General features: G+C 52.5%; 12 protein-coding genes. 9 read left to right on the top strand and 3 right to left on the bottom strand.

The genetic code is table 11. The features are described 5' to 3' along the window. A partial coding sequence (locus ACLUYS_RS06240; RefSeq protein ID WP_412659397.1) for an MATE family efflux transporter occupies positions 1-1,160 on the bottom strand: 1,160 nt, incomplete at its 3' end. A 291-nt stretch (positions 1,161-1,451) separates the two neighbouring features. Between ACLUYS_RS06240 and ACLUYS_RS06245 the strand changes: the two genes are divergently transcribed. From ACLUYS_RS06245 to ACLUYS_RS06255, 3 genes are all read left to right on the top strand, one after another. Then, a complete protein-coding gene (locus ACLUYS_RS06245) occupies positions 1,452-1,601 on the top strand; it encodes a hypothetical protein (protein WP_288339130.1) in 150 nt (49 codons plus the stop codon). A 25-nt stretch (positions 1,602-1,626) separates the two neighbouring features. After that, positions 1,627-2,910 (top strand): adenylosuccinate synthase, encoded by a 1,284-nt coding sequence (locus ACLUYS_RS06250; protein ID WP_288339129.1) that lies wholly within the window; start codon positions 1,627-1,629, stop codon positions 2,908-2,910. A gap of 200 nt (positions 2,911-3,110) precedes the next feature. Next, positions 3,111-6,278 carry a family 20 glycosylhydrolase gene (locus ACLUYS_RS06255; protein ID WP_412659398.1) on the top strand — a complete coding sequence of 1,056 codons (3,168 nt, stop codon included), beginning with the start codon at positions 3,111-3,113 and terminating at the stop codon, positions 6,276-6,278. A gap of 177 nt (positions 6,279-6,455) precedes the next feature. Here the strand turns inward: ACLUYS_RS06255 and ACLUYS_RS06260 are convergent, their stop codons facing one another. Then, positions 6,456-7,202 carry a TrmH family RNA methyltransferase gene (locus tag ACLUYS_RS06260; protein WP_412659399.1) on the bottom strand — a complete coding sequence of 249 codons (747 nt, stop codon included), beginning with the start codon at positions 7,200-7,202 and terminating at the stop codon, positions 6,456-6,458. 247 nt (positions 7,203-7,449) lie between these two features. On the opposite strand from ACLUYS_RS06260, the gene ACLUYS_RS06265 reads away from it, so the two are divergent. The 3 genes from ACLUYS_RS06265 (at position 7,450) to pheT (ending at position 11,412) form a co-directional block, all read left to right on the top strand. Further along, the gene (locus ACLUYS_RS06265; RefSeq protein ID WP_412659400.1) at positions 7,450-7,716 is read left to right on the top strand and encodes a hypothetical protein; all 267 of its coding nucleotides are present in this window, start codon (positions 7,450-7,452) and stop codon (positions 7,714-7,716) included. Positions 7,717-7,956: 240 nt separating this feature from the next. Further along, positions 7,957-8,988, top strand: coding sequence for a phenylalanine--tRNA ligase subunit alpha (gene pheS, locus ACLUYS_RS06270; protein ID WP_230267338.1), 1,032 nt, complete (start codon positions 7,957-7,959; stop codon positions 8,986-8,988). Between the two features lie 12 nt (positions 8,989-9,000). Next, positions 9,001-11,412 (top strand): phenylalanine--tRNA ligase subunit beta, encoded by a 2,412-nt coding sequence (pheT, locus tag ACLUYS_RS06275; protein ID WP_412659401.1) that lies wholly within the window; start codon positions 9,001-9,003, stop codon positions 11,410-11,412. A gap of 278 nt (positions 11,413-11,690) precedes the next feature. Here pheT and ACLUYS_RS06280 read toward each other — a convergent pair whose 3' ends face one another. Further along, positions 11,691-12,227: a GAF domain-containing protein gene (locus ACLUYS_RS06280; RefSeq protein WP_353936852.1), complete on the bottom strand. Its 537-nt coding sequence runs from the start codon at positions 12,225-12,227 to the stop codon at positions 11,691-11,693. A gap of 302 nt (positions 12,228-12,529) precedes the next feature. Between ACLUYS_RS06280 and ACLUYS_RS06285 the strand changes: the two genes are divergently transcribed. The 3 genes from ACLUYS_RS06285 to ACLUYS_RS06295 all read left to right on the top strand — a co-directional run. After that, positions 12,530-13,432, top strand: a complete 903-nt coding sequence (locus ACLUYS_RS06285; RefSeq protein WP_230267341.1) for an ABC transporter permease — start codon at positions 12,530-12,532, stop codon at positions 13,430-13,432. 259 nt (positions 13,433-13,691) lie between these two features. After that, positions 13,692-14,771: a glycosyltransferase family 2 protein gene (locus tag ACLUYS_RS06290; RefSeq protein WP_412659402.1), complete on the top strand. Its 1,080-nt coding sequence runs from the start codon at positions 13,692-13,694 to the stop codon at positions 14,769-14,771. 268 nt (positions 14,772-15,039) lie between these two features. Beyond that, a partial coding sequence (locus tag ACLUYS_RS06295; protein WP_412659403.1) for a signal recognition particle receptor subunit alpha occupies positions 15,040-15,355 on the top strand: 316 nt, incomplete at its 3' end.

Genomic DNA, 15,355 nt, shown 5'->3' on the forward strand with positions numbered 1-15,355 from the left:
CCGGAAATGACTTCGTACTGAATGGAGAAAAAGTAGCTGCACATCAGAGTGACCAGACGCAGGTAGCCGTTTTCGATGACTTCCGGATTCGAGTTGAACAGGGAAAGCAGCGGCTTGCCAAAGGCGATGACGCAAAACGAACAGCACATGGTCACGATCAGCCCTTCGATCAGACACGTCTTCAGCACCTTTTCGCAGCGATGAATTTTGCCGGCGCCGTAGTTCTGACCGGTAAAGGTCGTGCACGCCTGACCGAACGAGTTGATGACGTTGTAGACGACCATTTCGATATTGAGCGCGGCGCTGCTCGACGCCATGACGATCGTGCCCAGCGAGTTGAAGCCGGACTGAATGACGACGTTGGCAATGGAGAAGACGGAAGACTGAATGCCCGAAGGAATGCCGATCTGCAAAATCCAGGTGACCGTTTCGCGATCAAACGGCTTGTGAAACAGCTCTTTCCACGTGATGAGATGCTGCTTCATCAGAATACCGAACAAAATGAAGGAGCTGATCAGGTTGGAAGCCACGGTGGCGATCGCTACGCCATCGACGTTCATGCCAAAGACGATGACGAAGAGCAGGTTGAGCAGAACATTGATCACGCCTGAAGCGGCCAGCGCGATCAGCGGAATCTGCGGCTGACCGATACCGCGGAAAATGGCGGCTTCAAAGTTGTAGAGCAGAATGACCGGCAGACCGCCCAGATAAATTTTCAGATACAGTTCAGCCAGCGGGAAAACTTCCGCCGGAACGCCCATGAGCGAGAGCGCCCAGGAGGCGATCAGCTCGCCGATCAGGCAGAGAAAGAGACCGCCGCCAATGGCGAGCCATAAGGAAGAACGGGCCGCCGTGCGCACCTGTTCGAATTTCCGGGATCCGACGCAGTTGGCAATGACGACATTGCTTCCCAGCGAAATGCCGATAAACAGATTGACGATCAGAGAAATGAGGGACGCGCAGGCGCCGACGGCGGCCATGCAGTGGGCACCCATTTCTCCAGTAAACTGACCGACGACCGCGACATCGGCCGCGTTGAACAGCTGCTGCAGTATGCCGGTAAAGGCCAGCGGCATCGCAAAAAGCAGAATCTTATCCCACAGTGAGCCGGACGTCAGATCCATGGCTGTTCTGTCTTTCTTTCGGTGTAAAAATCGCATCGGTTTTCTCCTCTCTTTACTTTTTTCTTCTTATGTCCTGCCTTATGCAGAGATTTGGCGAACGATCCCGTTTTGACGCTTTCGGCCCGGCTGTCCGGTCCATAGAACGGCCGCAGGGGAATGTTCGATACGATGGGAATGGTATTCCTCGAAAAGCGAGTTGGGAAAAGATTTCCCGTGAAAAACAGGGAAGAAAGGTGTAAACGCTTACGGTATAACGTTCAAAAACTTATACCGTATATGAATAGGAATAGTTCTCTCTTTTCCAGACGATTTGTCTGGAGCGTTCGAATGGGTATGGAGCGTCAAAAAATCGAATCGTTTCCGGCTTTTCACCTTTCGCTGCCATGGGATCGGGGAATTGCCCTGCAACCGCCTGCGGGCAGTAAAAAAACTTTAAGAAAAAAAGAAAGCCTTTATACTGTTAATGGTCTGCACTGACTGCAGCTCAAAAAGGAGATATTACATGAGTGCGAAAGTTGTTGTCGGCACCCAGTGGGGTGACGAGGGAAAAGGAAAAATTGTGGATGTACTCGCCGATAAAGCGGACATGGTCGTTCGGTTTCAGGGCGGGGACAACGCCGGCCATACCGTTGTGGTCAATGGCAAGAAACACGTTCTTCATCTGCTGCCCAGCGGCGTTTTAAGAGAAGATGCCGCCTGCATCATTGGCCCGGGCGTCGTATGCAATCCGTTTGTGCTGCTCAAGGAAATGGAAACTCTCGAAAAGAGCGGGCTTTCCACCAGCCATATCCGGATTTCCGACCGAGCCCAGATCCTGATGCCGTATCACTGCTACCAGGATGAACTCGAAGAAGCCGCTGCCTCCAATAAAATTGGAACCACCAAGCGCGGAATCGGCCCGTGCTATCAGGATAAATACGCCCGCAAGGGCATTCGCTACCACGAATTCATCGATTTCGACACGTTCGAAAAGCGCCTTCGTGAAAATGTAGCCATGAAAAACAAGCTGTTCACCGCCGTATACGGCGGCAAGCCGATGGACGCGGATGAAATGGTGGAACAGTTCCGCCAGATTTACGACCGCATCGTGCCGATGATCGTAGAAAGCACGCATCTGGTCAACGAAGCGATCGATGAAGGAAAAGAAGTTCTGTTTGAAGGCGCACAGGCTGCCATGCTCGATATCAACTACGGAACGTATCCGTACGTTACCTCGTCCTCGCCAACTTCGGCCGGCGTTACCGTCGGTGCCGGTGTTGCGCCTAGCCGCCTCGACCAGGTGATCGGTGTCGTTAAAGCGTATTCGACCCGCGTCGGCGAAGGTCCGTTCGTTACGGAACTCGAAGACGAAACCGGCGAATGGCTGCGCAAGAACGGCTTTGAATACGGCGCCACAACCGGACGTCCCCGCCGCTGCGGCTGGCTCGACCTGGTTGTCGTTCGTCACGCCAACATGATCAACGGTCTGACCGATATCGTTCTGACCAAGCTCGATGTTCTCGACGGTCTCGATGAAATTCAGGTGTGCACCGGCTACGAAATCGACGGCAGGCTCCAGAACTACGTACCGTCCGATCAGGCGGATGTAGCCAGAGCCAAACCGGTTTACACGACATTGCCGGGCTGGAAGGAAGACATCACAAAAATGCGTACGTGGGATGAGCTTCCCGAAAACGCGAAGAAGTACGTCGAGTTCATTGAAGAATTCACTGGCGTACCCGTTTCGATGGTTTCCGTCGGACCGGACCGTGAAAACAATATTGCCCATAACGATCGCTTAGATTAACGATCGTCCTGTCCGGTTTTTACAGGAAAATTGCCGCATCGCGCATATTTTCCCAAACCAGAAGAAATTTAAGAAATACAGAGAGCGATCGAACGCTCTGCCCAGACACGTATGGCGCAGACGGTTTTGATCGCTCTTTTTGTTTTTGGCCCGCTTCCATTCTGGATTGGACACAATTGCCGGCGAAGAGAAAAAAGACGATGAGAAAAACAAGATGGAAAAACACCATGGCTCTGCTGGTATCTGCCTCCATGGCCATGACGCCGGTCCTTTCGACCGCTTCGCCGATTCTGGCCAATACGCCAGAGAGTACGCAGGAAACGACGAGTCCTGCCGAAGTCAGCGATCTGCGCAAACTGGTCAATCCGGTTTTGCAGGAATATACGCCGGCCGCGCAAAGCGGAACGTGGAAACTGAGCAGTGACACCATGCTGGCGATCAGCGCCAGACAGGATCTGATTGATAACACCCAGCTTTCTGATATGGTGCGGCTGATCAGTTCGGAAATGAAAGACAAGGGATTAAGCAGCGATTTCGTACCGGTTCGCTATTTGCCGGCCGATGCCGCCGATCCAAACGGAATTCTGATCGATCTGGCTGATTCGGTGACTGAAGACTCAAGCAGTCCGGAAGCGTACCGCATCGAAATCAGCGCAGCCGGCATTCATCTCACCGGGGCAAGTGAGAAAGCCGTACTGCATGGCCTGCACACGATTGAAGCGCTTTTGCTGCAGGGCGGCGTTCCGTATGGAACGATCGTGGACTATCCGACGATGAACGAACGGCGCATTCATGTCGACTGCGCCCGCAAATACATTTCCAAGGACTGGTTCATTCGACTGATCCATGAAATGTCCTGGAACAAAATGAACGCGCTCCAGATGCATTTCTCCGAAAACCTCGGATTCCGCATCGAGTGCGAAACCGATCCGTCGATCGTGTCGGATCAGTATCTGACCAAAGCCGAAGTCCGTGAAATTCTTGCGGAAGCGAAAAAGTACGGCATTAATGTCATTCCGTCCTTCGACTCCCCGGGTCACGTGGACCAGATTCTGAAATCCCATCCGGAATATGGTCAGGTTTCCAGCAGCGGTTCGCATTACGCCTCCGGTCTGGACATCACCAACCCGGAAGCCATCGCCTACATCCGCTCGCTGTATGCCGAATACTGCGAACTGTTTGAAGGCTGCACCGATTTCCACATCGGCGGCGACGAATACATGGAATTTGACCGCGCGCCGTTTACGACGCAGTACCAGTCGGTACTCAACGCCTACGCCGTGGAAAAATACGGGGCAGGCTACACATGGAAAGACACGGTTTCCGGCTACATTAACGAGCTGGCGGAATTCGTTCATGAAAAAGGCTTTACGCCGCGCATCTGGAACGACGGCATTTACTATGGTCATTCCAGCGTATCCGGCCGTCAGAAAATCGAAATGCACGACTACATCGGCATCGACTTCTGGTCGCAGATGGGCTGGAACCCGTCGATCGCCAAACTGTCGGCCTTCATCGAAATGGGTCACAAGAAAATTTACAACATCAACTCCAGCTACTTTTATTACGTACTGCGCGGTTCCAAACCGACAGACGGACGTGAGCAGCATTCCTTTGACAACCTCAACCCGGATCAGCTGATTTACAACGAATGGACGCCGGGCAAATTCTCCGCCAATACGATCGCAGACGATTCCGAAGTGATTGCCGGTGCCGCCATCGGCATCTGGTGCGACGTGCCGGATCTGGTCGAGGAAGACGTCATTATGGACGATATCCTCTCGCCAATGCGCGCCCTGGCTTCCAAGTCGTGGAATACGCAGTCCAATACGATTTTGCCGTTTGCCGAACACCAGACGCTCGAAGAAACGCTCGGTCACGGCGGCGCCTGGACGAAAGGTACGAAACTGCCGGAAGCCCCAGCCGTTCTGCCGGCGGAAAATCTGGGCTCCGTACTGATTCACTATCAGGATGAAAACGGACAGAAAATCGCCGAAGACCGTACGCTTTACGATACGATCGGCACTTCGTATTCGATTGAACCGGCGGATGTGTACGGCTATCGCTGCACGCAGGAAGCCGTAACGGGAGCGTATGCCGAAGACCGCAAAGAAATTACCTTTGTTTACAGTCTGTACACCGACTGGTCCGAACTGGATGCACTGCTGGCTCATCCCTATACACAGAGTGACGTTCTGCCCGACGGATGGAGCGCCTATAAAGACGCGCTCGATGCAGCCAGTGCGCTTAAAGCCGCCGGTCCGGCGCACCAGAGTGAAGTCGATGCGGCCTATACAGCTTTGAAGACCGCCCAGGACGAACTCGTTTCGATGAACCGCTACGTTCTCTGGATCGAAGATCAGCATCCCGTCGAGGAAAGCAGCGTTACCCAGGGCTGGTCTGCCTACAGTGCGGCCCTCGAACAAGCCCGTACGATTCTGAACAAAGCGGACGCAACGACCAAGGAAATCGAAGACGCAGCCGCCAGTCTGCAGGAGGCCAAAAAGGGTCTGCTTTTTGCCCAGGATCCGACCATCACGACCACCGCGACGAAACCGCCTTATCAGACGTACGCGTATTCGCGCATGTTCGATAACAACCTCTCGACCTACGCCTGGTTTGACGGCGAACAGGTTGCGGGAGATGACATCACCTTTACTTTTGAATACCCGGTAGAACTTTCCGGAATCCGCGTCCAGTTCCCGACGGGCGACACGGAACTCGACTACATCCGCAGCGCGGACGTCGAAGTTTCCGCCGACGGCACCACCTGGACGAAAGTGGGCGAACTCGACGGCACCGCGCGTGACGTGACGGTATCCTTTGCGGCGCAGTCCGCCAAAGCCATTCGTCTGAAAATGACGCAGTCTGTGAAGTACTGGACGAAAATCTGCGAAGTCGACTTCACCATCGCGGCACCCGAATCCGATACCGCGCTGATCGAAAAACTTGCTCAGGGCAGCGTGTTTGATCCTTCGCTTTATACGTACGAATCGTTCTGTCCGTTAATCGAAGCCCTGAATGCCGGTCAGCAGGCGCTGACGTCCCGTCAGTCTTCCGTGCAGGAGGAAATCGACGCCATTCAGGACGCGATTGACAATCTCGTCCCCAAAGGCAGCGTAGTGCTGAATCGCACGCTGCTCAAAACCGCACTCGATAAAGCCGAACGTCTTCAGAGCGACGCCAGCTTCCCGACCGCACAGACCAATGAACTGAAAACACGTGTTCTCGCGGCTAGAGGCGTCTATGAAAGTGCCGAGACGCAAGATGCAGTCGATGACGCGGCCAAAGCGCTCAATGTGTACATTCTGACGCTGCGCAAAACACCCGATGCGAACGGGCTCGAAGGGCTGAAACCCGCCAGGTAAGCATTCGGTCGTTCAGATACAAAGTCTGAAACGAAAGCGCAAACCAGAACAATATCCAGCAGCAGAAAAAGGACTGTCCGATCCAAATCTCAGTAAGGAGATCTGGAAGGGGCAGTCCTTTCTTCGTCTGTATGTTTGTCCAGAAATATCGTTTGTCTATCAATATTCGATATGCGGTTACTTGTTCGAGCCGCCAAACTGGAAGACGTACATGAGAATGCTTCCCGCAATCGCCGCGTTGAGCGATTCAAAGGTTTTCATCTCGATGTGTACGCATTTCGTGCAGGCCTGTAAAATGTCCGGACGAATGCCCTGGCCTTCGTTGCCGATAATCAGCGCGTACTGGTCAGGAATGGCAAGCTCATGCAGTTCGACGGAATCCTGATGCAGAGCGGCGCCAAATACAGAAATATCCCGGCTTTTCAGATCTTCAACCGCTTCGGCCAGATTGCAGGTTACGACGGGCAGATGAAAAATCGCGCCCTGGCTGGACTGGAGCGTTTTGGGACCGAACGGATCTGTGCAGTCGGCCGAGCAGAGAATCTTTTCGATGCCAAAGGAAAGGGCGGAACGAATGAGCGTACCCATATTGCCCGGATCCTGAATCTGATCAAGAAGAAGGACGCGTGTCGCCTGGCTGGACGCGGCATACGCCGGCTTCTTGCATAAGCCGATGTAGCGCGCATCGCTTTTCTGCGCGGACATTTTGTTTAAAACCGGCTGACTGCAGAAAATGGTTTCGATGCCGGGCAGCGTTTCGAGATTTTCGAGCTGATAGACTTTCAAAAGCAGGCCGGCCTGCGCCGCTTCCTGGATCATATGAAAGCCTTCGACTAAAAACTGGCCGCTCGCGTCGCGATCCTTTTTATTTTTGAGACGGACCATCGCCTTGACGGCTGCATTTTGTAACGATTCAATTTTCATGTTCATTTCCTCAGAAGGACCGGCGGCTTCTGTCGAAGATTTCGAGAATTCCGAGAATAAGGAATTCTCGAAAAAAGTACCACCCGGATCCAGATCGATTTCCCAGAAAGGGAGCGTTCAGATTCAGCCTATCAGAAACCGGCGATCAAGCAAAAAGAGGGCCTTGAAAACTGATATGGACTGAGCGATCGCTGCGAAATTTGCGGATCGAAAACCGTCCGCACGCCTGCCGGGATGAAAAGACAGAATGGCCGAAAAGAAAGCGGAAAAAGAACGTTCCGGTCTCTTTTGTCTTTCCCGCCTGTACCTTTCCCGTTTTGTCCGTGCTTTTGAAAAATACGAAGATTTACGGAAAATGCTTCAAAAGACAGAGACCGTTTTTCAACGCAAAGTTGCACGCGTTGACATCTCTGCTACAATTGTGTTCAGGCAAAGAGGGAAACGTGGCAGATCCGGCACGGCATGCAGAGAGCTTCTCACTCCGGTGAAAGAGAAGCAGTCCGAGCCCCTGTGAATTCATTCCTGAGCTGGAGCGTAATGTCTCCCCGTTTCATACGGATATCATGATTTGAGTGTGTCTGTATACGGACGAAGCGAAATGGTACCGCGGCGAAAGCCGTTTTCGCGTTCGTCCGTTTTTTTATTTTCTGGAAACGGACGGATCCTTTCCGGGTTTCCGTTCCATCTTTGCGAACATACATTTCGCTGCAAGCTATCCTGCCGGTTTTCGCGCCGGCTTGAGAAAGGAGAAATCATGCAGAATTTTGATGAATTGAAAAACCAGATTGCACAGGATTTCGCCAGTGCGCAGGATCTTGAAGCGCTCAGCGCGCTGCGTATTGAATACCTGGGCAAAAAAGGTCAGATTGCTTCCTTAATGAAGCAGATGAAAAGCGTACCGAAAGAGGAAAAGCCGGCATTTGGTCAGGCGGTCAACGACCTGAAAACCGAAGCCAGCGCGCTTTTTGAAGAAAAGAAACAGGCGCTGGAGCAGAAGGCGCTTGAAGCGCGTCTTGCTTCGGAAAAAATCGACCTGACGCTGCCGGGACGCAAACCGGCTTACGCCAACCTCAACCCGCTTCACCTCGTTCTTCAGGAACTCGAAGATCTCTTTATCGGTCTTGGCTATCAGGTCATTGAAGGCGACGAGCTTGTAGAAGATCTGTACTGCTTCGAACGTGCCAACATTCCTAAGGATCACCCGGCGCGTGCCATGCAGGATTCCCTGTACATCGATCCGGAACATCTGCTGCGTACCCATACGACCGCGATCCAGATGAAAGTTCTCGAAGAGCAGGCGCCAAACCCGATTAAAGTCGTCTGCCCGGGCAAGGTGTACCGCCGCGATGACGACGATGCGACCCATTCCCACCAGTTCATGCAGATTGAAGGTCTGGTCATCGGCGAGCACGTACCGCTGTCCGATCTGAAGGGCACGCTGGAATTCGTTGCCCGCAAGATGTTCGGTCAGAACCGGGAAATCCGCTTCCGCCCGTCCTACTTCCCGTTTACCGAACCGAGCGTAGAAGTCGACGTATCCTGCCACATGTGCGGCGGCAAGGGCTGCCCGACGTGCAAGGGTACCGGCTGGATTGAAATTCTCGGTGCCGGCGAAGTTCACCCGAAAGTACTCGAAATGGCCGGCTACGACAGCACAAAAATGAACGGATTCGCGTTTGGCATCGGCATTGAGCGTATTGCCATGCTTAAATACGGCATCGACGATATCCGTCATTTCTATACCAACGATCAGCGGTTCAATAAGAACTTCGATCGTTTTGACTAAGGAGGGACGACTATGAAACTCTCAAGAAAATGGCTTGAACAGTATATGGATCTTGGCGATCTGACGATGGAGCAGATTGCCGACACGATTACAGCGGCCGGCTTTGAAGTCGAAGACATTATCGAACTCTCCAATGCCACGGGTCTTGTGATTGGTGAAGTGCTCACCTGCAAGGATCATCCGGATTCCGATCATCTGCACGTGACGACCGTCAATACGGGCGATGAAGTCCGTCCGATCGTCTGCGGCGCGCCAAACGTCGCAGCGGGACAGAAAGTCATCGTCGCGCTCCCAGGCGCGAAACTGCCCGGCGGCGAAATCAAGTCCGGCACGATTCGCGGCGAAGTGTCCGACGGCATGATCTGCTCGCTTGCGGAACTTGGCGTCGACAAGCACCTGCTCAGTCAGGAACAGCTCGAGGGCATCGAAGTGCTTCCGGCGGATGCGCCCGTAGGCAACACAGATCCGCTTTCCTATCTGGGTCTGGACGATACGATTCTCGATATTTCCCTGACGCCAAACCGTGCGGACTGTCAGGCCGTCTGGAGCATGGCCAGCGAAACGGGCGCCATCCTCAATAAAAAAGCCGTTCTTCCACAATGCGAAGGCGCGGCCGATGCCGGAAACGATCATCCGACAAAACTCGTGATCCGTTCGGAAACCGAAAAGTGCCCGCACTTTTACGGCAAGATCATCGGATCGGTAACGATTAAGGAATCGCCGCGCTGGATGCGCGATCTGCTTCGTGCAGCCGGCATGCATTCGATCAACAACGTCGTAGATATTTCCAACATCGTCATGCTCGAAACCGGCCAGCCGATGCACTTTTACGACCTGGCGGCTATTCCTGCTCAGGAAATTACCGTCAAGCAGGGTCTCAACTGCGACTACACCGCGCTCGATGGCGAAACGTACAAGCTGGAAGAAGACGATCTGGTCATCACCAGCCAGGACAAGCCGATCGGCATCGCCGGCGTTATGGGCGGCGACGACTCCAAAATTGAAGACAATACGACCGGCCTGATCATCGAATGCGCTTCGTTTGACCGTGTCTGCATTCGCAACACCGCCAGACGTCTGTCGCTGAGCACGGAAGCTTCCCTGCGCTATCAGAAAGGCATCGAACCGCTTGCAGCCAAAAAGGCGCTCGATCGTGCGGTGGAACTGCTGATCGAATATGCCGATGCGAAAGATATCGAAGCGACCGCAGAATACGGATCCGCCGATTTTGAAGAAAAAACGATTACGTGCACCCTTGAGCAGATTAACAACCGTCTGGGCACAGACTTCTCCAAAGAAGAAGTGCTCGATGTTTTCGAACGTCTGAACCTGGAACCCAGCGTTGAAGATACAACGTTCACCGTTCGCGTTCCGAGCACCCGTCTCGATCTCGAAGGGCTCGCGGATCTGAGTGAAGAAGTCATCCGCATGCTTGGCTACGACCGTCTGCCGTCCACGCTGCCGATGATGGCCATGACCGAAGGCAAGCTCAACCCGAAACAGCGTCAGCGCCGCTTCGTCAATAAAGTGCTCCTTGAAAACGGCGTACAGGATGCGATTACGTACACCCTGATTTCTACCGCCAAAAAGGACAACGCGATTCTTTCCGCCGGCGAAGCCATTGAACTCGCGCAGCCGATGTCGGAAGAACGCCGCTACATCCGTACGTCCATCCTGCCGTCTCTGCTCGATGCGGCCGCATGGAACAAGGCGCATGGAAACACGGACATCAATCTGTACGAAATTTCCGAACTGACGTCTTCCAAAGGCGTAGAAGAACATCTGGCCATTGTACTTGGCGGACCGCTGACGATGACCCGCTGGCTCAAGGACGTTGTTCCGGCCGACTTCTATACCCTCAAGGGTCTGATTGAAGAAATCCTGGTTCGTCTGGGCATTTCCGAAAACCGCATTTTCTTCAAGGAAAACAAAAAGGATACCGTTCATTTCCATCCCGGACGTTCGGCCGAAATTTACATCGGCAAGGATCTCATCGGTCTGATGGGTGAAATCCATCCAACGTACGGGGCAGAAACCGGCGTGAAAAAAGCGATCATCGCCGAGATCAATCTCGATAAGATTCTGAACACCAAGAAGAGCAAAGTGAAATTCGTACCAACATCCCGCTATCCGTCCGTTACCCGCGACCTGGCGTTCGTCGTCAAACGCGATCTGCCTGCCAGCAAGATCGTCGACGTCATCCGCCGCTGCGGCAAGCTCGGCAAGGAGTCGATTGTTCGCGATGTCGATGTCTTTGATGTGTACGAAGGCGAACATGTAGGCGCCGATGAAAAGTCGATCGCGCTGACTATGACCTTCCAGTCCGAACACCAGACGCTCACCGATGAGCAGATCACGGAAGTGTTCAACACGATCATCGAAGCCATCCAGACCCAGTGCAAAGCCGTTCTGCGCTCCGCGTAAAAACGGTTTAATCTGGAGTTTGGCGGAATCCAATTCCGCCGAAAAAGATAATTTCTGCAGCAATACACAGACAGCCTGCCCGGCTGCCTCAGAAAAACTTCTGAAGCAGTCCGGACAGGCTGTTTTTTATGTGAAAGGAAGGGGAGAACCGACGCGAAAAAACAAAGGCGCGAATCGTATCCGTCCGAAAAGATCGACCGATCAAATGACCAAAATCCAGACGACAAAAAATGCGGGGCTGAAGATAAAGAAAAGCGACAGACCAGAGAAAGACGGTTTTAAAAGGAAGGAATGACGTCTTTTACGAAGTCCAGCGTTTCCTGCAAAACCTGACTGAACAGAGTCTGAATCTGCTTCAGATCGTCCATAGACCAGTCGGCGAAATGGGATTCGTCGAGCGCGTCCAGATCGAGAACGGCACGGAAGGCGTGATCGACAAATAAGGGAAGCACAAGTTCCGAGCGCGTATCGCCATCGCAGGCAATGTGGCCGGGAAATTCGTGGACGTTATTGACCACGGTGATTTTTCGGGTATCGACGCAATGACCGATGACGCCATGGTGTGGAGCAATCCGCTCGCAGGCCGGCTTGCCCTGAAAGGAACCCAGATCCGCCGTACCGTCATGCATGATCCAGTACAGGCCGGACCAGTTGATGTTTTCATCGCTCCAGTAAATGGCGGCGATCATGTTGTTCAGGCGGCTTAACGGAGCCGTGTCGCCTTCGAAAACGGTTTGAAGCTGCTGCAGAAGAAGTTTCATAATGACCTCTCGATCCCGAAAAGAATCAGGATAAATTGGGATAAGTATACACAAAGAAAGCTAAATCCATAGAAAGAAGATTGAATTCCGCATGCAAGAAGCATTCGAATGGCCGGTTTCGGGAAGAATCTTCTATCTTCTTTCCCTGACCTGTAAACGAAGCGGGACTGCCGGATTTCTAAACGTATTCCATACAGACCTTGGTGAATACAGAACGCCGGACTGGACCGTTTATAAAGCCGGTGTTCGTTGCTTTTTGCCTTTCTTGCGCGCAAACTGAGAAATCGACATCAGAAATATGCAAAATACGGGAGTCAAAACCGGTAGAAAATCGAAATTTCTGATTCACTAGGAGTATGAAAGACAGAACAAATACAAAGCCGTCGATTGCCGGCGCAGACAAAAAAAACGGAAAGAATATCGACCTGAGTAAAGATTCGATATCCGGAAAGGATAACGTTTGCGCAGCCGATCGTTCCTTTGGCTTAAAAACATCCCGGTCCCGTCCCTGGGAAAAGAGTCTGATCGAATGGTTCTGGTTCCTTTTTATTCTGCTTGGAATTTGGACGGCAGCTGCTCTTGTCATGGACAATGCGCTCGTCTGTCCGACCCCCTGGGCGTGTCTGGAACAGATGGTGCTGCAGGTGCAGAAGCCCACTTTTTTACTGAGCGCTTTGTCGACGATCGGCCGGGCGATGGAATCGCTCGTTCTGTCCTTTGCGTTAGGTCTTGCGGCTTCGTTTCTGGGCGCGTTCTGGAAACCGGCCGGCAGTTTTCTCGGAAAGCTGGTTTCGCTCTTTCAGACGGTGCCTAACGTGTGCTACATCATCCTGCTTCTGTTCTGGACCAGCCGGGAGCAGACGGTTATTCTGACCGGCTTTTTCCTGCTCTTTCCGCTGGTGTATCGCGAGTTTTATGAACAGCTCGAATCGCTCAAGAAGCGCTACGCCGAAGTATGGAAAATTTATCCCCAGCCGGCGTGGGTACGGATGTTTGTGATCTGTCTGCCGATGATGAAGCCGGCTTTTCTGAGCGCCCTCAAAAGTGCCTCGTCGCTCGCCTTCAAAGTGTGCGTGACGAGTGAAATTCTGACGGGCCTGCAGCCGGGCATTGGCAAGAGTCTGCAGATGGCGCGCCTCGATCTCAATCCGGCCGGCGTAGTCGGCTGGAGCATCTGGCTGATTCTGATCGTCTTCTGCTTTGAAAAGCTGTGGAACTGGATCGCGGACCGTCTGTTTGGCGACGGATCCGTCCGCTAGAAAACGTAAGAGAAAAAGAAAACAGGCACGTTTTTTGAACCGCCGGCAGCCCGTGGAAAATAAACGTTTGTGCAATACGTACGCTAAATAACGAATACTGAAAGAAAAGATTGAAAGATTGACAGAGAAAACCGCACGCAGAAAAAGGGAAAAAGTCAGCCGTTCGGCTTTGCGTTTCCGCCCCAGAAAGAGACATCTGAGGACAGCATGGATACTGGCCGGAGAGCGTGCGTGAAGAAAAGAAAAAAAAGGAGAGTTTATGACCCGACCCTGTGTGTCTATTCTTGTCCCCGTATACAACGCCGAAAAATACCTGAAGCGATGCCTGGACAGTCTGCTTGAACAGACGATGCCGGATCTGGAAGTCGTTCTGATCAACGATGGCAGTACGGATTCCTCGAAAGAAATCTGTGAAGACTATGCGGAAAAAGACGCGCGCGTTCACGTGTATTCCTTTGAAAACGCCGGCGTCTCCAAAACGAGAAACCGTGCCTTAAAACGCGCAAACGGCGAGTACGTCATGTTTGTGGACAGCGATGATTTTGTCGACAAAAAGATGCTCGAGACGATGGTCAAAGAGGCGAAAAAGCGCAATCTGGACGTGCTGCAGTGCGGGTTTGTCATGGACTTTGGTCCCGTGCCGTTTTATCGCAACCCGTCGGGGCGCAAGGATTTTACGACGCTTGAAGCGGTGCATCATCTCGTGCGGGAGAAGTATCTGAACAACTACCCGTGGGGCAAGCTGTATAAGCGCGAGTGCTTCGATCACGTGCACTTTCCCGAACACCTGCCGGGGTTTGAAGATACGTGCACGATTTTCAAGGCGATTGTCGCCGCAAAAAAGATCGGTACGATTCCCAACCGCTTTTACCATTACTGGACGCACAGCGGATCGCTCACCAACTGTATGGATCTGCGCACCGTCTATCTCATGCGCTACGCCTACAAGTACCAGGAAAAGACGCTGCGCGAATACTTCCCGAACGAAGTGTTCAACTTTGATCCGCTTTACTACAACACGGACATGGTGATCATTTATACCCTGATTCTCTTTTGTCATCGACAGGACGATCCGAAATTCATCCGCTATCTGTTTCAGTGGAAAAACGTGCCGTTTTTCCCGCTCTACTTTCTGGCCTACTACGCCTGGCTTGGTATCGCCTGGATCAAGCTGGGAAGCAAAATCTTTGAAGCCCCGACATCAGAAAAACAGGCGTACTATCAGGATCCGTTTGCGGACTATGACTTTTCTGCGCCGCTTCAAAGCGAAGAAAGCCTCCGGGCAGAAGAAGAGGAAACCGTTTCCGGCAGAGAGGCGCTCGATTCACCTTTATCGTGACGTAAATATGCGGATCTTGCTACAATAGGGGTTGCGTTCGGAAATCAGAAAAGAGAACCGCGCCATTTTGCATGGTGTAAAATGCGGTCTGGCGCATGGAAAAGGCTCTGTGCAGCTTCTGATTTCGCCTTTATGGAAGGAAAAACTGGATATTCCAGATCGTCTGTTGAAGTGAACGCAGCGGATCGCATGAAAACCGATCCGTTCGATCCTGTATCTCAGACCTGGATCGATCAGAATGAAGAAAAGATAGGAGAAACCTGCATTTATGGCATTTGAATCTCTTTCCGATAAGCTCAGTAAAACCCTGAAGAAAATTACAGGCAAAGGAAAACTGACGGAATCCAACATGAATGACATGCTCAAGGAAGTGCGCATGTCTCTGCTTGAAGCCGACGTAAACTACCAGGTCGTCAAGGACTTCATCGCCAGCATCAAGGAAAAGGCGATGGGTACCGAAGTCATGGAATCGCTCAATCCGGGACAGATGGTTGTCAAGATTGTCCGCGAGGAACTCGTCAACCTGTTAGGTCCGGAAGACGCGAAGCTGATCCTGAATGAAAACGGCATCACCAGCGTGATGA

Source organism: Allobaculum sp., assembly GCF_047010065.1.
Classification (GTDB): Bacteria; Bacillota_I; Bacilli_A; order Erysipelotrichales; family Erysipelotrichaceae; genus Allobaculum; species Allobaculum fili.